Here is a 19893-nt window from a genome sequence, read left to right as displayed (position 1 = left end):
CGCCGTAGAGCAGCCGGGCGCGGGCGAACGTGATCCGGACGTCGGTACGGCCGAGCCGCTCGATCGCCTCACGGTACAGATTCTCGGCGGCCGGTCCGTCGCTCACGTGGGCACGCGCAATCGCCGAGGTGCCGAGGGCCCAGTCGGTGCCACAGGCTTGTGCCAGCTCGTCGATTCGCTGGGCGGCTTCGGCGGCGCGGGCCGGCCGTCCGCTCCGGGCAGCTGCCTCGACGAGCTCGAACGTGGACCGGATGGACAGTCCGAGCTCTTGTGGGTGCTCGGCGCCTCGCTCGGCCGCGACGTAGGCCTCCTCGTAGCGGCCGAGGCCGTTGTAGAGCACCGCGCTCGCCCATTGGGTGGCGGTCTCCACCTTTCCCTCCCCTTGCAGGGCCGTGTCTCGCGTGATCGTTTCGATCGCCTGGCGCGTAGCGGCCTCCCGGCCTCTCCACGGCTCGATCACCAGGGCTACGTACTGGGCAATGAAGCGACTGCCTGTCGCTTCACCGATCGTCGCCGCCTCGGCGACCAGCGAATCCGCGACGTCAAGTTCGCCGGCGAGGATTCGATTCGACACGAGCAGCAGGAGAGCCGACGGCAGCACCGACAGAGCCCCCGTCTCGCGTGCCAGGTCGGCCAGCCTCGCCGAGAGCACCGAATAGCTGTCGAAGTCCCAGACGTTGAAGGCCATGCGGGACGCGAGCGGGAGCCAGCCAAGCCCTTGTTCCCTGGAGACCCGTTCGGTGCGGAAGGCGTCCAGGGCCTGCCGCACCATCGGCACGCCCGCCGCATAACCCTCGGTGGTCATCAGTGCCAGGCCGTTCAGGAGCAGGTCGTTGCGCTCCGGTGGCGGGCCGGGCGGTGCGGCGAGTGTCGCGGTGGCGACGTCCACCAACTGCGCTCCGCTCGGCAGACGGCCGGCGGTCATGGCCACGTACAGCGCGTCGCGGTAGGTCTCGCGGGCCAGTCCGGCGTCCAGCGGCTCCAGGCGCCTGCCGGCTTTGAGCAACAGCGGCAGGGCGACGCCGGCACTGGTGGAGGCGAACGCGATCTGACCGCGCAGCAGGTTGGACTGGGCGAGCTTGTGTTCGTCCAGGGGGCTGAGCTCGGCCGCGTCCAACAGTTCGAGCGCGGCGTCGTACCCCCCGGCCTGGTACTTGGCCTGTGCCGCCGCCAGCGCTCTGGCGCCGCGGCGTGCGGGGTCGGGGGTCAGCTCGGCCGCCCGCTCAAGGAAGGCGGCCGCCGCAGCGACTCCGCCGCGTGCCTGCGCTCGGACGGCACTGCGCTCCAGTTCGGCGGCCACCGTCTCGTCGGGGCTGGGGGTCGCGTTGGCCAGATGCCACGCTCTGCGGTCGGGGTCCGATTGAGGATCGGTCGCGTCGGCGAGCGCGCGGTGCACGTTCTGCCGATCCTGCGGGGTGGCCACGCGGTAGGCCGCCGAACGTACGAGGGGATGACGGAACCGTACCCGGGTGCCGATGGTGATCAGTCCCGCCGCTTCGGCGGGCGCTGCGGCGGCTGCGTCGATTTCCAGGAGCTGCGCCGCTCGGGTCAGCAAGGTCACATCGCCTACCGGTTCGGCCGCCGCGATCAGCAGCAGTTGCTGGGTTTCGGCCGGTAGGGCTTGGACGCGCCGCAGGAAGCTCTGCTCGATCTGGTTCACCAGGGGCCGCGCGTCGGGCCGCCCGAATCCGCCTGCCAGTTCCGCCGCCGTCAAGCCTCGGGGCAGCTCGAGCAGGGCGAGCGGGTTGCCCTGGGTCTCGGCGACGATCCGGTTCCGGACCCGTTCGTCGAGTCGGCCGGGAGTCACGGAGTCCAGCAGGGCGCGGGCGTCGTTGTCGCTCAATCGCCCCACTTCGAGTTGCGGCAGCCCGGTCAGCTCGTGTTCGAGGCCGGGCTCGCGCACGGCGAGCACCAGCCCGATCCGTTCCGCGAGCAGGCGGCGCGCGACGAAGGCGAGGGTCTGCGCGGAGACTCGGTCAAGCCACTGGGCGTCATCGACGAGGCAGATCAGCGGCTCTTTTTCGGCCACTTCGGCGAGCAGGCTGAGGACGGCGAGGCCGACCAGGAAGCGGTCGGGTGGGGTTCCCGCGCTCAGGCCGAATGCTGTCTCCAGTGCCTCGCGTTGCGGGGCGGGCAGGCGGCAGAGATGGTCCAGGAACGGGGCGCACAGCTGATGCAGCCCGCCGAAGGCCAGTTCCATCTCCGACTCGACGCCCGCCGCCCGGGCGATCCGGCAGCCTGAGGCGCTGTCTCGCACGTATTCCAGCAGCGCGGTCTTGCCGATACCGGCCTCGCCCCGCAGGACCAGGACCGAGCTGCGGCCCGCCTGCGCGGTCGCCACGAGCTGATCCAGCGTCTCGCACTCGATATGCCGGCCACGCAACTGCAACCCGGGATTTCTGCTTGCCACGACACCGCCCTCCGCCGGCCGTATACCCACGATTATTTACTACCGAAGGTAAGAGGCCTTTTTCTGCTTCGTGTGTTGGGTGACGTCCCCGTTGGAACCTCACCGCTGGACCTATTTACTGACCGTGGGCACGGCCTCTGAGGCTCGACGCCGTCGGGCTGGGAACGCTGAGCGCGTGGGAGGCGCCAGGCACCGGTCAGCATGCGCATATCAGCCGTTCGCCAGGAATCGGAGAAGAGCCCGGTTGAATCGCAGGGGATGTGTGGCTTGGCAGCCGTGCGGCGCGCCCCGGATGACCTCCACGGCGCTGCCCCCGATCTGTTCGCCGGTGGCCGAAAAAGGCGTGATGTCGTCGTGCTCACCGTGAATGACCAGTGTCGGCAGAGGAATCGCGACCTCGCTGCGGAGATCGCTGCGCGCCAGCGTGGTCAGACCGGCGTTGAGCGCCTGCGGCGACGCGGCCGCGCCCTGGGCGCGGTAATGGTCGCGGTTCAGATCACTCAGCAACACGCGCCCGTCGGCTCGGAACATCCGGGTGGCGTACGTGTCGAGCATGGCGAATCTGTCCGTGTTCAGACGCGTCTCGAGGCGGTCGAACTGCTCGGGGGTCCAAGGGCCCTGTGGGTTGTCGTAGGAGCGGTACAGGTACGGCAAGGCCGCGCTCGCCAGGACGACTCCTCTGATTCCGGCGGTCCCGTACCGGGTGAGGTAACGCACGATTTCCGCCGCGCCCATCCCTGCTCCCACCAGTGTCAGTTCACTCAGGTTCAACTGCTCCAGCACCGCACGGAGGTCGGTCACCAGGCTGTCGTAGTCGTAGCCGTCCCACGGACGGGTGGAGTCGCCGAAACCTCGGCGATCGTAGGCGATCACGCGGTACCCGGCCTCCACCAAGGCGGGCAGTTGGGCCGCCCACATGTGCCTGGACAAGGGCCAGTCATGGAGCAGGACGACGGGACGTCCGTGACCGTAGTCCTCGTAGTAGAGCTCGACAGGGGTACGGCCGTGGTCGACGCCGACTGGCAGGTAGGCCATGGAGTCGTCGCTTCCTTTCCGATGGATCCTGATCAGCCGTCGTGTTCGACGACCAGCCGGGTCAGCTCTACCCGCGAGTTCACGTCCAGCTTGGTGTAGGCGTGGCGCAGGTGAGTGTTGACGGTGTGCGGTGACAGGAACAGCCGCTCGGCCACCTGCCGGTTCGTAGCGCCTTGGACCACCAGCCGGACCACCTGCAACTCCGAGGCGGTCAGTCCGTTCCAGCCGCGTGTGTAACCGGAAGCGCGGCCACGGCGCCGTATCCCGGCGTCGCGCAACCGCCGCCGCACCCGTGCCGCGTCCCGCAGCGCATCGGCCTGCTCGTACAGCTTCAGCGCCGTATCCAGATGGCCGACGGCCGCCCTCTGGTCGGTCGCCGCGAGGGTGCGGCCGGCGTCTTCCAGCGCCGACGCGCGCACGATCGGCCGGGAGAAGTCCGCGAACTGCTCGGCAGCCCGTACGAGTAATGCTGTGTCGTCGTCCAGCAGTCCGCGGGCGTGCGCCGCGATGGCGGCCAGGAACGGAAAGTCGGGGTTGCGCTCGGCCCGGTCCTCGGCCAGATGCACCATGTCCGCGGCGGCTCCGCGGTCGCCGGCACGCAAGGCCATGCGGACGAACACCACGTCATCGGCCGGGTCCAACGGCGTGGTCACGGGCTCGCCGTACGGGCCGCAGGCGACCGCCGCCGCCGCGTACGTCATGGTGTGTGCCGGATCGCTTTCACCGTCGGCTGCCAGGGCGAGCATCCAGGCGCCTGTCCTGGCGACGAAGCGGGCCTCGTCGTGCATCATCCGCCGGCCGTCGGCGACGAAGCGTGCGATGCCCTGGCGGTCACCTGCGTACAACGCCGCGCGGCCCAGGGCGTAGAGGACGGTCACGTCGGCGGCGTTCCCCGCCCCCAGGTCCTCGACCATGGCGAGCACCGCCTCGGCCTCGGCACGGGCGTCGGCCAGTCGGCCGGCGTCGAGCAGGATGCGGGCGCGGCACATGGACCACATCTCCTCGGCGGCCGCTTGTCCGTGCGCCTGCGCCTCGCGCAGTCCGGCGTCGACTTCTTCGAGCCCGCGCAGCGACTCGCCGGCTGAGCTCCACAGGAAGCTCTTCCATGAGGGTTCGGGTACCCACAGCGAGCGCAGGATGCCCGCGTCGGCCGCCAGTCGCACCGCCTCGTCCTGCCGGTCGACGGCACGCCGCCAGTCCATGTGGTGGAAGGCGACGGTGGCGTCCACCGCGATCGCCGTGGCCTCGATGGCGCGATTGCCGCAGGAGGCGGCGGTCCGCAATGCCGACTCCACCACGCAACCGGTCTCCTCCATGTCGCCGGCCATGATCAGCGCGCGGGCCTGCAGGGTGAGCAGTTGCGCCCGGGTCGCCGGTGACAGCCCGGGCAGGGCCAGCGCGAGGCGGCACTGCCGGACCGCCTCGGGGAAGGAGCGCCGGCTCGACACCCGGGCCAGGCTGAGCCGTACCTGTGCCTCGGCTTCCGGCTTCAGCAGCCCGGCCAGAGCGTTGCCGGCCATCGTCCGCGCTTCGAGGTCGTGGCCGTTCAGCCACAGCAGGACGACGGTCTCAGCGATCAATACCGGGCGGTCGGCGTGGTCTGCCGGGGCCAGTTCCAGGGCACGGCTGCTCAGGGCGACCGCGGTGGCCGGGGAGGTGGGCGCCACGTCGGTGGCAGCCCGGCGCAGCAGCGAGACGGCCTCGTGGTCGCCTGGCTGGGCGACCTTCGCCAGGTCGCCGGCCACCTCCATGACCGCCGCGCCGCGCCGCAGACGGACATCGACGGCCTGGCGACGTATGACGTTCTTGACCGCGGCCGGCGCGCCGGCCTGGACGGCCTCGCGGGTCAGGTCGTGACGGAAAGCGAGTCGCCCGCCGGTGTCGGTCAGCAGGTCGGCGCCGAGCGCCTCTTGCAAGGGTGCCATCAGATCCACAGGTGAGCACTGCAGGAGCTCGGCCAGCACCTCGACGTCGACGTCGCGGCCGAGCATGGCCGCGAAGCGCACGCTGTCGCGGGCCGGCGGCGAGAGCCGGTCGAGCCTTTGGCGGACGGAGGAGCGAAAGCGCATCGGGATGGGCCCTGCGGCTCTCAGGTGCGCCATTCCGTTCTTGACGGTGATGGCGCCTTCCTCGCGTATCCCGTTCAGCAGTTCGACCAGGAGCAGCGGGCGGCCGTCGGCCTTGCGGGCGAGTTCCAGCAGCGCAGGCTCGGCCACGGCCTGCAGGACGTCCTGAGCCAGGAGCGCGACGGCGCCTGCGGACAAAGGCCGCAGAACGATTCTGTCCGCCGGCCATGCGGAAGCGGTCTGGCGGTGCTCGCGGGTGGCCAGCACCCACAGGATGGGCCGGCCGGACAGGCGGGTCGGCAGCGTGCGCAGCGCGCTTTGGGTGGCCGCGTCGCAGCACTGCAGGTCGTCCATGACGATCACCAGGGGAGCGGCCGACGCGACGTGCTCCAGTTCGCGCTGCAGCTCCTGCAACAGCCAGAAACGCTGGTCCGTCGCTTCGCTCAACGCCAGCAGCCGATCGCGTGCCATGAGCGGGGCGGGGCCGGACAACAACGTGTCCAGCAGGGGGGCGAAGGGGACGGCGTGGCCGTCCGGCACGCCGGCACCCGCATGGACGCGTAGGCCGGAGGCCGTGGCCAGATCGGCGATCTCGGCGAGCAGCCGCGACTTGCCCGTTCCCGGCGCTCCCTCGATCAGTACGGCTCCGCCCTGTCCTCGTGTCAGGGTGTGCAGCCGGTCACGCAGCAGCAGCATCTCGGCCTCCCGGCCGCGCAGCGGCAGTGCGCGGGAGGCCTCTGTGGCTCGGTCCCGCATGTTCTCGGAAGGCGCGGAGAAGGCCATTCCGTTGTGGCTGATCTCGTCCGTTATGGATTGCCGCTCGGCCGAGGACGGGGAGGAGGTCATGGGTTTTCATATCTGTCAGTGTTTCGACATAGATCGAAGCAACGTACGGTAAATGGGCAGCTGTGCTGGCGACTAAGTCGGGATCTGTTCCGATTGGGTGCGCGGGACAATGAAAGCAAGCGTGGGGGCCGTGGGGCGAGGCAGAACGACAGGCAGAAGTAGCCGGCGGATTCCGCCTCTCGCCGGGATGAGGGAGGCACGGGGTTGAGCGAGGGGGTGTCCTTCGGGACGTTGTTGAGGGCCCACCGGCAGGCGGCGGACCTGACGATCGAGGAGCTCTCGCATGCGTCTGGTGTGAGCGTGCGGGCGATCGGCGATATGGAGCGAGGCATCAGTCGTGGCCCGCAGCGTCGTACGGTTGCCGCGCTGGCCGAGGTGTTGTGTCTGTCGGCGGATGACCGCGACGCCTTCATCGCCGCCGCCCAGGCCGGCCGGCCGCGCCCCGCCCCGTCTGCCGCCGGGATCTGTGAGCTGCCCCGGGGAGTCGGCGACTTCACCGGACGCGAGTATGAGCTCGGATTGTTGCGCGAGTTGGCGGCCCGTCACACCGGTGACGGTCCAGCCGTCACCGCGACCGTATGGGGTACGGCGGGGATGGGCAAAACCGCGCTGGCCGTACAGGCCGCCGGCCAACTGGCAGATCTGTTCCCCGACGGCCGGTTCTTCCTCGACCTGCGCGGCATGGACGCCACACCACTGGCGAGCGGGAGCGCTCTGGCGCGGCTGCTGAGGGCGCTGGGCGTAGCCGAGCGGGGCATCCCTGCCGACGAGCAGGAACGCGCCGGGCACTACCGGGCTCTCCTACGCGAGCGGCGCTGTCTCATCGTGCTCGACAACGCGGCCGGCGAAAGTCAGGTACGCCCCTTGCTGCCAGGCGATGGGCCCAGCATGACTTTGATCACCAGCCGTAGCCCGCTGGCGGGGCTGGAGGGCGTTCACCAGGTCCCGCTCGCCCAGCTCGCCGAGCCGGAGGCCGCCGCGTTGTTGCGGACCATCGTGGGCGACGCCCGCTCGAGGGCGGAACCGGACGCGGTCGATGCTCTCGCCCGGTTGTGCGGCCACCTGCCGCTGGCCATGCGCATCGCCGGCAACCGGCTGCAGAGCCGGCCGGGCTGGACGATCAGGCAGCTCGTCGGCCGGCTCAGCGACGAAGAGCGCCGTCTGGACGCCCTGGCCGCCGGGGACCTGCACGTCGCCGCCGCGTTCGCGCTGTCGTATGACCAGCTCACCCCGATTGCCCGGCAGACCTTCCGGCGTCTGGCGCTGGCGGCCGCACCGGAGTTCGGGGTGCCGATGACCGCCGTCCTGACCCAGCTCGACGTGGACCATGCCGAGGACGCGCTGGAGGAGTTGGTCGAGCTCGGCCTGCTGTCCTCGCCGTACGCGGGCCGTTACCGCTTTCACGACCTGGTCCGGTTGTATGCCCGAGCCCAGCTGGAGCAGGAGGAATCGATCGAGGCGCGGCGGGAGGCGCGTCGGCGGATGGAGAGCTGGCTGCTGGAGGTGGCGGTGGTGGCCGGGCGCTGGTTCGAGCCGGGATACGGCGCGCCGCCGCCGGAGTGGCGTTCCCTGGTCACACTCGACAGCCGGGAGGAGGCCGCCGAGTGGCTGCAGGCGGAGGGGACGGCCTGGCTGGAGGCGCTGCGCTCGGCGGCCGGGCATGAAGAGCACGCGACGGTGGTCGAGGTGGCCGCCTCCATGAACTGGTTCTGCGACCTGTGGAGGCGGTGGGGGCGCTGGCGCGAGGTGTTCGAGCTGTCCTCCAGCGCGGCGCGGGCCATGGGCGACCGGCTCCAGGAGGCGGTGCATCTCAACCTCCTGTCCTGGGCGCTGGTCGTGTGTGAAGGCCGTGCCGAGGAGGGGGAGGCGACCGCGTTGCGGGCTTTGGAGCTGGCCCGCGAGGTCGGCGACGTACGCCAGCAGGGGTGGGCGCTGGTTTCCGCCAGCTGGGCCATCAGGGGTGGCCCGGCGAGCCTGGAGCGTGAGCTGGACTACACCCGGCGAGCCGCTGATCTCCTCCTGCAGGCCGGGGACCTGGAGGGCTATCCCCAGGCCATGACGAGCCACATCGGCGCCCTGCGGCGGGCGGGGCGGGTAGAGGAGGCAGTGGAGTGCGGCCTGGCGCTGGTGGCCACGCTGCGTGACCCTGTCTACGGCGGTTCCCCGGCCATTGTCGGCCACGGTCTCGGGATCGCCCTGGGCCAGCTCGGCGCCGCCTACCTCACGCTCGAACGCTGGGAGGAGGCGGTGGACGCCTCCCGGCAGGCACTGCCCGAGCTGCGCGCCCGCCCGATTGGCTCGACCTTGGGACTTACCCAGCGCAGGCTGGGCATCGCGCTGCGGCGCCTGGGCCGGGTCGAGGAGGCCCTCCAGGCGTTGGCGGAAGCGGCACGGCTGTACGAGGAATCCGGTTTCACCGAGCAAGCCGCTGAGGTGGTCGAGGAACTCGAGGAGATGGCCGGGCCCGGCGCAGCAACTGGGCGTTGAACGCTCCGATTGGGTGCGCAGGACAATGGAAGCAAGCGTGGTCGCTGTGGGGCGAGGCAGAAGTAGCCGGCGGATTCCGCCTCTCGCCGGGATGAGGGAGGCACGGGGTTGAGCGAGGAGGTGTCCTTCGGGACGCTGTTGAGGGCCCACCGGCAGGCGGCGGACCTGACGATCGAGGAGCTCTCGCATGCCTCCGGGGTCAGCGTGCGGGCGATCGGCGATATGGAGCGAGGCATCAGTCGTGGCCCGCAGCGCCGTACGGTTGCCGCGCTGGCCGAGGTGTTGCGTCTGTCGGCGGATGATCACGACGCACTCATCGCCGCCGCCCAGACCGGCCGGCCGCGCCCCGCCCCGTCTGCCGCCGGAATCTGTGAGCTGCCGCGGGGCATCGGCGACTTCACCGGCCGCGAGCATGAGCTCGGACTGTTGCGCGAGCTGGCCGCCCGGCATGCGGGTGGAGACGGTCCAGCTGTTGCGGCGACCGTATGGGGTACGGCGGGGATGGGCAAGACCGCGCTGGCCGTACATGCCGCCGGGCAACTGGCAGATCTGTACCCCGATGGCCGGTTCTTCCTCGATTTGCGTGGCATGGACGCCGCGCCGCTGGCGAGCGGGGCCGGCTTGGCGCGGCTGCTGAGGGCGCTGGGCGTAGCCGAGCGGAGCATCCCTGCCGACGAGCAGGAACGCGCCGGGCTCTACCGGGCGCTGCTGGTTGATCGCCGGTGCCTGATCGTGCTGGACAACGCCGCGGATGAGGCGCAGGTGCGGCCGTTGCTTCCGGCGGGTGGCCCGGGGATGACGATCGTCACCAGTCGGCGTTCGCTGGCCGGGCTGGAGGGGGTGCGGCAGATCCCGCTGGCACAGCTGTCCAGGGCGGAGGCGGCCGGGTTGTTGCGGGCGATCGTGGGTGCGGAACGGACCGCGACCGATCCGCAAGGCGTGGCCGAGCTGGCCCGGCTGTGCGGGAATCTGCCGCTGGCGGTACGGATCTCCGGTAACCGGTTGCAGAGTCGGCCGGGGTGGACGATCAGCCAGCTCGCGGGGCGGTTAGATGATGAAGAGCGCCGGTTGGAGGCCCTGGCGGTCGGCGACCTGGCCGTCGCCGCCGCGTTCGCGCTGTCCTACCAGCAGTTGTCCGGGACCGCGCGGGTCGCTTTCCGGCGTCTGGCGCTGGCGGCCGCACCGGAGTTCGGGGTGCCGCTGACCTCCGTCCTGACCCAGCTCGACGTGGACGATGCCGAGGACGCCCTGGAGGAGCTGGTCGAACTCGGCCTGCTGACCTCGCCGTACGCCGGCCGCTACCGCTTCCACGACCTGGTCCGGCTGTATGCCCGAGCCCAGCTGGAGCAGGAGGAGCCGATCGAGGCCCGGCGGGAGGCGCGCCGGCGGATGGAGACCTGGCTGCTGGAGGTGGCCGTGGTCGCCGGGCGCTGGTTCGAGCCGGAGTACGGCGCGCCGCCGCCGGAGTGGCGCTCCCTGGTCACACTCGACAGCCGGCAGGAGGCCGGCGACTGGCTGCAGGCGGAGAGCACGGCCTGGCTGGAGGCCCTGCGTTCGGCGGCTCGGCGCGGAGAGCACGCGACCGTGGTCGAGGTGGCCGAGTCCATGAACTGGTTTTCCGACATGTGGAGGCAGTGGGGGCACTGGCGCGAGGTGTTGGAGCTGTCGTCGAGCGCGGCGCGGGCCATGGGCGACCGGGTGCAGGAGGCGGCGCATCTCAACTACCTGTCCTGGGCGCTGACTCGGTGTGAGGGCCGTATGGAGGAGGGGGAGGCGACCGCGTTGCGGGCTTTGGAGCTGGCCCGCGAGGCCGGTGACGTACGCCTGCAGGGGTGGGCGCTGGTTTATGCCGGCTCGGCGGCTTACTGGGGCGATCCGGAGAGCGTGGAGCGTGTGTTGGACTACAACTGGCGAGCCGCTGATCTCCTTCTCCAGGCCAAGGATCTGCAGGGTTATCCCCAGGCCATGACGGGCTACATCGGCGCCCTGCGGCGGGTGGGCCGGATCGAGGAGGCCTTGGAGCACAACCTGGCGTTGGTGACCACGCTGCGTGACCCTGGCTACGGCGGTTCCCCGGGCATGGTCAGCTTCAGTCTCGGAGCCGCCCTGAATCAGCTCGGCAGCGCCTACCTCGAGCTCGAACGCTGGGAGGATGCGGTCGACGCCTACCGGCAGGCACTGCCCGAGCTGCGCGCCCACCCGATTCCCATTGTCTTGGGACGTGGCCAGCGCGGCCTGGGCGCCGCGCTGCGGCACTTGGGCCGGGTCGAGGAGGCCCGCCAGGCGTTGTCGGAGGCGGCACGGCTGTTCGAGGACAACGGTGATACCGAGCTGGCCGCTGAGGCGGTCAAGGAACTCGAGGAGATGGCCGGACCCGGCGCAGCACCTGGGCGTTGAACGCCACCCCCTTGGAGGGCTGAGGGCCTAGAAGCACCCGGTTACCTGTACGGATGAAGATCATCGGCAGGCACGGAACTCACGCCTTTGTGCGATGTGCGCGGCGATGCAGCAGGAGAGCGTTTCCTGCGCAGGGCCGAACTTCGTGAAAGGCGCATCATGAACCTTGAGCTTCCAGGCTCATGTCCCCATGTGCATGGGACACGTCCGCCCGTTCCGGCCGGGTACGCAGACGGCTGTGAGGAGTGCCTGCAGACGGGTGGCCGATGGGTGGAACTGCGCGAATGCCTGACATGCGGCCATGTCGGCTGTTGTGACACCTCAACCGGCCGGCACGCCGCCGCGCATTGGGCTGCCACCGCACATCCGGCGACCGCCTCCGTGGAGCCCGGCGACCAGTGGGGGTGGTGCTATGCCGACCAGCGCCATCTCAGGGACGTGCGGCGGGGCGGTGCACTGAGGCGGAGAAGAACCACGATCGCCGGGGCCGCCGGTGGTCGGCACGTGGCCGGAGTGAGTGGGGCCCTGGTGACATGGAAGAGCGGCTCGATCACTGCGTGGCGGAGTCGTGCTCGAGGACGAGCCGGGTGAGCTCGACGCGTGAGCTGATTCCGAGCTTGGTGAAGGCATGCCACAAATGGGTGCTGACCGTGTGCGGGGACAGGAAGAACTGGTCGGCGACCTGCTTGTTGGTGGCGCCACCTGCGACCAGCCTGACGATCTGCAGTTCAGAGGTGGTGAGGCTGTCCCAGCCTTCGTTCGGCCTGCGAGAGACGGCGCGCGATCGGCGCTCGCCCATGCCTTTGAGGCGATCGCGTACGCGGGCTGCGTCGTGTCCGGCCTCCGACTGCTCGTAGAGCCGCAGGGCCGTGTCCAGGTGGGGGACGGTACCGGTGTCCTCCAGGGCGCCCGCCAGCGCCAGCGGCCGGGGGATCCCCTGATACAGCTCGACGGCTCGAGCCAGCAGGCCGGCGTCGCCGTCCATGAGGGCTCGGGCATGCAAGGCCGTGGCCCCGTAGATGGGGATGTCGGGGTTGTTGTGGTGACGGGTCTCGGCGAACTCGGTGACCAGGATGGCGCGGGCGCGGTCTCCGGCCCGCAGCGCCATCCGCACGAGGACAGGCTCGTCGGCCGGGTCGGCCGGGCAGGACAGCGACGAGGTGGGCCGATAGTAGGAACGGGCGGCCTCGGCGGTCAGCTCCATGGCCCGGATGTGGTCGCCGTCGTCGAAGACGGCCTGGGCGGTCAGCCACGCTCCTGCCCGTCGGATCTGCCCGGCCTCGACCCGCATCATGGCGTCGGCGAATTCACGGCCGCGCACCAGTTCCTGCGGGTCGCCGGTGTGCAGGGCGACGCGGCCGAGCACGTATCGGGCAGTGACGTCGCCGAAATCGCCGGGACCGAGTTCGTCGGACATGGCCAGGACCGCTTCGGCCTCGGCTCGGGCGTCGCAGAGCCGGCCCGCGTCCAGATACACCCGGGAGCGCACCATGCCCCACAGTCGCAACAGGTTGGCCTGTCCGTGATGTTGGGCCGCACGGACGCCGACATCTGCCTCGGCCAGCGCCTCCTCCACGCGTCCCAGCCTGCTGAGCAGGACGGCCTTCCAGACGCCGGGCATCCAGAGCACGTCGGTGTAGCGGACCTCGCGCGACGCGGCCACCGCCTGGTCGGCGAGGTCGAGCGCACGGTGGACGTCGAGCCGATGGTCGGCGATGATCGAGCCCACGCTCAGCAGAGTGGCACGCGAAGCCTGGTCGGCCGCCTGATCCGCCGCGGCCAGCGCGGCCGGGAGCAGGCTTTCGGCCTCAGCGATCTCCGCGGCGCCGACGAAGGCGAGGTTGAAGGCCAGCATGGCCGTCAACTGAGCGCGCATGCGGGGCGACAGGCCGGGCAGTGCGACTCCGGCGCGGCCGTGCCGTACGGCGTCGGTGAAGGAATGCCGGTCGGCCACGAGAGTCAGGCCCAGCCTGATGCCTGCCTCGACATCGACCGGCAGTGGCCGACGCAGCGCGGTCTCGGCCAGTGCGAGGGCTTCGCCGGCGCGGCCCGTCTGGCTGAACAGCGGTAGAGCCTCGGCGATGAAACCGGCTTGCCGTAGCGGGTCGGGGGCGGAGAGTTCGATCGCGCGGCGGCTCATCTCCGCGGCGGCCGACGGCGCGGTGTTCGCCAGATCTTGGGCGGCCTGGCGAAGCAGTGCGATGGCCGTGTCGTCGCCCGGCTCGGCGGTCTCCGCGAGGTCGGCGGCGATCTGGGCGACCGGGATGCCGTGCTCGAGCCGCAGGTCGACGGCCTGGCGGCGGAGCGCCTGGCGAAGCGTCGCGGGCAGGGTCGCCCGGATGGCCTCGCGGATCAGGTCATGGCTGAATGCCAGGATGCAGTCGCTCTCGGTCATGAGGTCGGCCGACAGCAGTTCCTCCAGCGGCTCCAGCAGCGTGACGGCCGACTCTCCGGTGAGGTCGGCGAGTTGGTCGACGGAGATGGTCCGCCCCAGGACCGACGCGATCTGCGCGGTCTTCTTGGCCAGTGGGGAGACCTGTTCCAGGCGGTGCTGGATGGAGGCGTGGAAACGCAAGGGCAGGCGCCGCTGAGCCAGCCGTGCGACGCCGTCGGCGACAGTGACCGCCCCCTCGTCGAGCATGCCGTTGATCAGCTCGGTGAGCAGCAGCGGTCGTCCCTCTGCTTTCTGCGCCAGTTGCAGGATGCCGGGATCGGGGGTGGCCGCCAGCAGGTCGGCGGTCATCGCCCCGACCGCCTTGCCCGACAAGGGAGCCAAGGTGAGCAGGTGGCCGCGCGGCAGGCGCAGTGCGGAGATCGTGGCGCGTACGTCCGGGGTGAGCGGGCCGGTTCGTGCGGCGAGGATCCAGGCGATGGGATGCGTGGACAGGCGCTGCGGCAGGGTTCGCAGGGCCAGGAGGGTGCCCTCGTCGCACCATTGGAGATCGTCGATGGCGATCACCAGCGGTGCGGTCAGCGCGGCGCGTTCCAGGTGCTCGTAGAGCTCCTGTAGCAACCAGTAGCGTCGTGCGGAGGTGGCCGGAACGGCCCGGAGCGTGGCGGTGGGAAGAATCGGGTCGGGGCCGGAGTGCAGAGCGCCGAGCAGCGCGCCGAAGGGGATGGTCTGCCCATCCGGGCCTCCTCCGCCGTACATCACGCGGAGTCCTGTCTCCTCGGCCATGTGGTGCGCCTCGGCGAGCATGCGGGTCTTGCCGATGCCGGGACTGCCCTGGATGAGCAGCGTCGCGCCCGTGCCGCGGGACAAGGCGGCCAAGTGGGTCCTCAGAGTGGCGACCTCGGGCTGTCGGCCGCGCAGCGGGTAACGCCCGGACTCGGCGGCAGCTCCGGCCAGCGGGTCATGTGCGATCATGCCGCCCTCCGATCCGCGGCCTCGCTGAGGACGCGCAGATCGATCGCGAAGAGCCGGGGCCGTGTGGTGACCGGAGCGGCCGTGTCCAACTCATCAGTGGGGGAGACCGTCGGAGTGGTCTGCGCCGTGTCGTCTCTGGGCGGCTCCAACAGGTTCACGGTCACGATCTCGGCTCCATTCGCACACGGCATCCGGTGATGCCGCCGCGATCAGGATCGCTTTCCGGACCCTGCCTCGCGCCCTTGGGAGACCGTGGTCGGCACCGTGGTCCACGGTTGCGGCCGCCCACGCGATGGAGTCCAGGCTCACCAGGTGCGGCTTGCTCGCCGCCGAACTCGGCGACCTGTCGCTGAGTACCGTTCTGCACCTGCCGGTGGATGCAGGTGTGGCCGCCGCATTCCTGCGGTGACCAGTCGTTTCGTCACTGTGTCCCCCAGAGCTCCAGCGTTAGAGACTGACCGAAATTGGCGAAGAGCCTTGTTTTTTTGACTCTTGAGTGATCAAGATGGCGGCACCGTTCGGCAAATCCCTCCCCACCGCGATGGAAGGAACCCCATGACCCGAAAGTTCCGCTTCGGTGGCAGGCTCGCCGCGGTCACGGTCGCGGCTGCGACGGTCGCCGCAACGGCCGCGTTCGCGCCGGCCGCCGGCGCCGCCCAGTCCACGCCCGCGACCCCGCCCATCGCTTATGTGGACGTGTCCGTAGCGACTGTCTGGACCAGCCCTGACAGCCCGCGTCCCATTGACGCTCCCGCGCTGACCGACCCGGTGGACCCCGAGAAGTGGCTCGCCGGCATGACGGTGGACGACAAGCGGGGCCTGACGAGCGGCAACCTGACCCAGACGCAGGTGCTCTACGGCCATCCCGTCTACGTGCTGGCCCAGAAGGGCGACTGGGCCGAGGTCGCGGTGCCGGGCCAGGCCACGCCGAAGAACTCGCTGGGCTACCCGGGCTGGGTGCCGAAGGCACAGCTCACCAGCAACCCCGGTTACACCGCCAAGGCCGCGCACCACCCCTTCGCGCTGGTGAACCGGGCCCCGACCACGTGGCTCTACAACGATCCCGGGCGGCGGTCGAAGGCCCTGAAGATCAGCGTGAACACCCGGCTGCCTGAGCTCGCACGCGTCGGCGGCTCCGTCCTCGTCGACACCCCGGACCACGGCAAGAAATGGCTTGCCGCCACCGACGTCAGTGTGTACAAGTCGGAATCGGACATCCCCTACCCGACCGGCGCGGATCTGGTGAACTTCGCGAAGAAGTTCATCGACGTGCCCTACCTGTGGGCCGGCCGGGCCGGGTTCGGCTTCGACTGCTCCGGCTTCACCTCCACCGTGTACGAGGCCTACGGCATCGCCATCCCGCGCGACTCCGGCCCCCAGGCCACTTACGGCGGTGGCACCAAGGTGGACCGGGCCGACCTGCAACCCGGCGACCTGATCTTCTACGCCCGCAACAACGGCACAGGCTCGATCTACCACGTGGCCATGTACATCGGGGACCAGCAGATGATCGAAGCGTACGACGCTGCGACACCGGTCCGGATCACCCCGGTGCGGTTCAACACCGACTACTGGGGAGCGGTGCGTTACCTCACCCCAGGCCACTGACGGTTCGCGCGCCCACGTCAGCGTCGCCGTGGGCGCGGCTGTGCACCGTCATCGAGGTGTCCTTCGTATCGTTTCTCGAGCTCCACGTGGGCGCCGAGGCCGATCAGCTGGGTGAAATCCTCGAAAAGGATCACGTCGTCGAGCACGCCGCTCGTGTCCCCCTCGGCCGCCAGCGCCTCCAGATAGCGCCGCATCCCCTTCGCGGCCGCGAGAGCCGTACCCACGGAGAAGAGCGCGAGCGCGTAGCCCATCTCCTGCAGCGCCCGGACGCCGGGCGTCGGCGTGCGCCCGCCCTCGATCTGGTTGATGAGCACGGGAACGACGCCCCGGAAGGCCACGCAGACGCGCCGCATCTCGTCCTCGCTCTCGGGGGACTCGATGAACAGCATGTCCGCGCCCGCCTCGTGGTAGGCCGCACCGCGGTCGATCGCCTCGTCGAGGCCCATCGTCGTCCGGGCGTCGGTTCGGGCGATGATCACGAAGGCGGGGTCGTCCCTGGCGTCGACCGCCGCCTTGACCTTCTCGACCATCTCCCCTGTGGGGATCACATGACGTCCGAGCAGGTGGCCGCAGCATTTGGGGAACGTCTGGTCCTCGATGTGCATGCCTGCCGCGCCGGCCTTCTCGTAGGCCTTGACCGTCCGGCGGACGTTGAGCGGGTTGCCGTACCCCGTGTCGCCGTCCGCGATGAGCGGCAGGTCGACGATGTCGCAGATGGTCGAGACCCGTGTCGCCATCTGCGTCATCGTCAGATAGCCCACGTCGGGTTCACCCAGGAGGCCTGCCGAGGTTTCGAAACCGCTCATGTAGATCGCCTCGAAACCGAGGGCCTGGACGAGCCTGGCGCCCGTCCCGTCGTACGCGCCGGGGGCGACCAGAATCTCCGGGGCGTCCAGTGACGCCCGCAACCGCGTCGTCCGCTTCATCGTCGATGACACCGCCTTATACCGGCGGATCGTCCCTGTGACCCGTACGTCGAGGATATAGACGTCATCAGATCAACGATCCGGGCAGGGTTCCACGAAGACGGCGAGGCCGGGCGCGGATGATGATCCACGTGCGACGGGGCCTGTAGACCTCGGAGACGCGGGGTGGGTGGTCAGCCGGCGCGGCGGGAGCGGGCCAGAGCCAGCCCGCCGAGGACCATGGCGATCAGCCCGACCACCAGGGCCGCGAAGCCCCCGACTATTCCGTAGCCGGTGCCGGGACCACCGTCGGCGGCGGCCACGACCAGCCCGCCGATGACCGTGCCGGTCAGCCCCGACACCAGGGCCACGATGGCCCCGCGTCTTCCGTTGCCGGTGCCGATACGACCGGCGGAGCGGGCCACGGCGAGCCCGCCGATGACCGCGCCGGCCAGTCCCAGCAGCGCGGCCACCACGGACCAGAGACGCCCGGCGGTCAAGGCGTAGGCACTGACGGGGTCCGGCTGGACCGAGACGTCCGCGGCGGCCGGTGCGGCAAGCACGAGACTCCCGAGCAGGGCGGCTGCGGCGGCGGTAAGCAGGTGACGAACGGACATGAGGTGCTCCTTCTTCTCCCACGGCTGGACATTGCCTGATCATGTCCGCTGGACTCGCCGCCGGTCGTCCGGCAGACGAGGGAAATTGGCGCTGCCGCCCGTGCCGCAGCCGGTTGCCGCGGACGCCGCAGGAGCCGCGAAGGTACCGCGTGTGCGGTAGCCGGCCGATCATCCGTGCGCAGGAGTCGCCCGTGCGGACATCCGGGTTAGGGTGCGCGCATGAGCGCAGGACGGTTCGCTGTCCGGGCAGGTGTCAAAGACTGGGCGATCGCCGTCGGCGTGGCGGCGACGCTCCTGGTCACCGGGTTGTCCGGGCACCACTCCGCGACGTACCTCGACCTGTTCGGCTACGCGCTGCTGGCGGCCGGCGGTCTGGTGCTGGCCGCGCGCCGCCGGGCTCCGGTTCCCGTCCTGGTCGTCACCGGTCTGTGCGCGGTGGGTTACCAGGCGGCCGGTTTCGACGTGCCTGCTGTCGCGTACCTGTTCGCCGTGTACGCGGCCGTGCGGGCGGGACGCCGCACCATCACGGTGGCGGTGAGCGTGATCATGCTGGCCGTGCTGCCCCTCGCGGCCCTGGCCTCGGGTCTGCACGACACGGGCGAGGCGTTCGCGCAGGCCCGAGGCGCCCTCGAGCTGGCCTGGCTGATCGCGGCCGGCGCCGCGGGTGAGGCGCTGCGGCAGGCCGAGCGGCGGGCGGAGGAAGCCGAGCGCACGCGGGAGGAGACCGCGCTACGCCGTGCCGACGAGGAGCGGCTGCGCATCGCGCGGGAGTTGCATGATTCGCTCACCCACCAGATATCGATCATCAAGGTGCAGGCCGAAGTGGCGGTCCATGTGGCCCGCAAGCGTGGCGAACAGGTGCCGGAGGCCCTGCTGGCGATCCAGGAGGCCGGGCGTGAGGCGACCCGGGAGCTGCGCGCGACCCTGGAGGCGCTGCGCGAGGACGACACGACCCCGCCGCGTGGGCTCGGCCACGTTGCGGAACTGGTGGAACGGGCTCGAAGGACCGGCCTGGACGCGACGCTGACGATCGAAGGGCAACAACACGACGTGCCGGCCGCGGTGAGCCGGACCGTCTACCGGATCGTTCAGGAGTCGCTCACCAACATCGCCCGCCATGCCGCCGCCGCAACCGCGTCGGTGCGGATCGACTACCGCCCCGACGTCCTCGCGGTACGCATCGACGACGACGGCAAGGCCACATCGGACACCGCCCCTGACGGTGTGACGGTGCCAGGCGTCGGGCTGCTCGGGATGCGCGAACGAGTCACCGCCCTGGGCGGACGCCTGCGCGCGGCACCGCGCAGCGAGGGCGGTTTCACCGTCGAGGCCGAACTTCCCGTGGACCGAACGTCATGATCCGTGTCCTGCTGGTCGACGACCAGCCGCTCCTTCGCAGCGGATTCCGCGCGCTTCTCGACCTCGAAGACGAGATCGAGGTGGTGGCCGAGGCCGGCGACGGGATGGAGGGCCTGGCCCTGGTCAAGGAACATCTGCCCGACGTCGCGCTCATCGACATCCAGATGCCGGTCGTCGACGGCATCGAGGCGACCCGGCGCATCGCCGCGGACCCGGCCCTGGCCGGGGTGCACGTCGTCATCCTGACCAACTACGGCTTTGACGAATACGTCTTCAACGCGCTGCGCGCCGGCGCAGCCGGATTCCTGGTCAAGGACATCGTGCCGGAAGACTTCCTTCACGCCGTACGCGTCGCCGCGCGCGGCGACGCCCTGCTCGCACCGTCGATCACGCGCAAGCTGATCAACAGGTACGTCACCCAGCCGGTCGGCATCGGCACCTGCACGGGCCTGGAAGAGCTGACCAACCGCGAACGCGAGGCCGTCGCCCTTGTTGCGCGGGGCCTGTCCAACGACCAGATCGCCGAGTGCATGATGATCAGCCCCCAGACTGCGAAAACCCACATCAACCGGGCCATGGCCAAGCTCCACGCCCGCGACCGCGCTCAACTCGTCATCCTCGCCTACGAATCCGGACTGGTAGCCCCGCGCAGCTCCTGACGGTATCGACGGCGCCGGGGTGGACGCAGTCGGCGTCCACCCCGGCGTTTCACGGTGTCGTACGGCTTACTTGGGAACTGACTGGAGCTACTCGCAGGGCAAGTCGCTCAGGCTGCGGTTACTTCCCGTCGCCCTTT

General features: G+C 70.3%; 13 protein-coding genes. 6 read left to right on the top strand and 7 right to left on the bottom strand.

Annotated elements, in window-relative coordinates:
* The 3 genes from Pth03_RS40300 to Pth03_RS40290 form a co-directional block, all read right to left on the bottom strand.
* On the bottom strand, positions 1–2410 hold a 2410-nt coding region (locus Pth03_RS40300), incomplete at its 3' end, for an AAA family ATPase (protein ID WP_203949798.1).
* A 210-nt stretch (positions 2411–2620) separates the two neighbouring features.
* Positions 2621–3445 carry an alpha/beta fold hydrolase gene (locus Pth03_RS40295; RefSeq protein ID WP_203949797.1) on the bottom strand — a complete coding sequence of 275 codons (825 nt, stop codon included), beginning with the start codon at positions 3443–3445 and terminating at the stop codon, positions 2621–2623.
* A gap of 32 nt (positions 3446–3477) precedes the next feature.
* Positions 3478–6357 (bottom strand): ATP-binding protein, encoded by a 2880-nt coding sequence (locus tag Pth03_RS40290; protein ID WP_203949796.1) that lies wholly within the window; start codon positions 6355–6357, stop codon positions 3478–3480.
* Between the two features lie 204 nt (positions 6358–6561).
* On the opposite strand from Pth03_RS40290, the gene Pth03_RS40285 reads away from it, so the two are divergent.
* The 3 genes from Pth03_RS40285 (at position 6562) to Pth03_RS40275 (ending at position 11832) form a co-directional block, all read left to right on the top strand.
* The gene (locus tag Pth03_RS40285) at positions 6562–8844 is read left to right on the top strand and encodes an XRE family transcriptional regulator (RefSeq protein ID WP_203949795.1); all 2283 of its coding nucleotides are present in this window, start codon (positions 6562–6564) and stop codon (positions 8842–8844) included.
* A 108-nt stretch (positions 8845–8952) separates the two neighbouring features.
* Positions 8953–11241 (top strand): helix-turn-helix domain-containing protein, encoded by a 2289-nt coding sequence (locus Pth03_RS40280; RefSeq protein ID WP_203949794.1) that lies wholly within the window; start codon positions 8953–8955, stop codon positions 11239–11241.
* Positions 11242–11400: 159 nt separating this feature from the next.
* Complete coding sequence (locus Pth03_RS40275) at positions 11401–11832, top strand: UBP-type zinc finger domain-containing protein (RefSeq protein WP_203949793.1); 432 nt, start codon at positions 11401–11403, stop codon at positions 11830–11832.
* Here the strand turns inward: Pth03_RS40275 and Pth03_RS40270 are convergent.
* Positions 11792–14608, bottom strand: coding sequence for a helix-turn-helix transcriptional regulator (locus tag Pth03_RS40270; protein WP_203949792.1), 2817 nt, complete (start codon positions 14606–14608; stop codon positions 11792–11794). The two genes, Pth03_RS40275 and Pth03_RS40270, sit on opposite strands and share 41 nt — an antisense overlap.
* Positions 14605–14772, bottom strand: a complete 168-nt coding sequence (locus Pth03_RS40265) for a hypothetical protein (RefSeq protein ID WP_203949791.1) — start codon at positions 14770–14772, stop codon at positions 14605–14607. Before Pth03_RS40265 ends, Pth03_RS40270 begins: the two co-directional genes overlap by 4 nt.
* A gap of 391 nt (positions 14773–15163) precedes the next feature.
* On the opposite strand from Pth03_RS40265, the gene Pth03_RS40260 reads away from it, so the two are divergent.
* Complete coding sequence (locus Pth03_RS40260) at positions 15164–16216, top strand: C40 family peptidase (RefSeq protein ID WP_203949790.1); 1053 nt, start codon at positions 15164–15166, stop codon at positions 16214–16216.
* 17 nt (positions 16217–16233) lie between these two features.
* Here the strand turns inward: Pth03_RS40260 and Pth03_RS40255 are convergent, their stop codons facing one another.
* The gene (locus tag Pth03_RS40255; protein WP_203949789.1) at positions 16234–17142 is read right to left on the bottom strand and encodes an isocitrate lyase/PEP mutase family protein; all 909 of its coding nucleotides are present in this window, start codon (positions 17140–17142) and stop codon (positions 16234–16236) included.
* Between the two features lie 173 nt (positions 17143–17315).
* Positions 17316–17738, bottom strand: a complete 423-nt coding sequence (locus tag Pth03_RS40250) for a DUF6223 family protein (protein WP_239119775.1) — start codon at positions 17736–17738, stop codon at positions 17316–17318.
* A 219-nt stretch (positions 17739–17957) separates the two neighbouring features.
* Between Pth03_RS40250 and Pth03_RS40245 the strand changes: the two genes are divergently transcribed.
* Positions 17958–19097, top strand: coding sequence for a sensor histidine kinase (locus tag Pth03_RS40245; RefSeq protein WP_203949788.1), 1140 nt, complete (start codon positions 17958–17960; stop codon positions 19095–19097).
* Positions 19094–19756 carry a response regulator gene (locus Pth03_RS40240; protein ID WP_203949787.1) on the top strand — a complete coding sequence of 221 codons (663 nt, stop codon included), beginning with the start codon at positions 19094–19096 and terminating at the stop codon, positions 19754–19756. The genes Pth03_RS40245 and Pth03_RS40240 overlap by 4 nt, the downstream gene beginning before the upstream one ends.
* The last annotated feature ends 137 nt before the right edge of the window (positions 19757–19893 follow it).

Origin of the sequence: Planotetraspora thailandica, assembly GCF_016863335.1 — a bacterium.
GTDB classification, from domain to species: Bacteria; Actinomycetota; Actinomycetes; order Streptosporangiales; family Streptosporangiaceae; genus Planotetraspora; species Planotetraspora thailandica.
This window is presented reverse-complemented; position numbering and strand designations above follow the sequence as displayed.

What these genes read in the sequence shown, in the direction of transcription:
- Pth03_RS40295 (WP_203949797.1), bottom strand. Translation starts at nt 3,445, where the DNA reads ATGGCCTACCTGCCAGTCGGCGTCGACCACGGCCGTACCCCTGTCGAG.
- Pth03_RS40290 (WP_203949796.1), bottom strand. Translation starts at nt 6,357, where the DNA reads ATGACCTCCTCCCCGTCCTCGGCCGAGCGGCAATCCATAACGGACGAG.
- Pth03_RS40275 (WP_203949793.1), top strand. Translation starts at nt 11,401, where the DNA reads ATGAACCTTGAGCTTCCAGGCTCATGTCCCCATGTGCATGGGACACGT.
- Pth03_RS40270 (WP_203949792.1), bottom strand. Translation starts at nt 14,608, where the DNA reads ATGATCGCACATGACCCGCTGGCCGGAGCTGCCGCCGAGTCCGGGCGT.
- Pth03_RS40260 (WP_203949790.1), top strand. Translation starts at nt 15,164, where the DNA reads ATGACCCGAAAGTTCCGCTTCGGTGGCAGGCTCGCCGCGGTCACGGTC.
- Pth03_RS40255 (WP_203949789.1), bottom strand. Translation starts at nt 17,142, where the DNA reads ATGAAGCGGACGACGCGGTTGCGGGCGTCACTGGACGCCCCGGAGATT.
- Pth03_RS40250 (WP_239119775.1), bottom strand. Translation starts at nt 17,738, where the DNA reads ATGTCCGTTCGTCACCTGCTTACCGCCGCCGCAGCCGCCCTGCTCGGG.
- Pth03_RS40245 (WP_203949788.1), top strand. Translation starts at nt 17,958, where the DNA reads ATGAGCGCAGGACGGTTCGCTGTCCGGGCAGGTGTCAAAGACTGGGCG.
- Pth03_RS40240 (WP_203949787.1), top strand. Translation starts at nt 19,094, where the DNA reads ATGATCCGTGTCCTGCTGGTCGACGACCAGCCGCTCCTTCGCAGCGGA.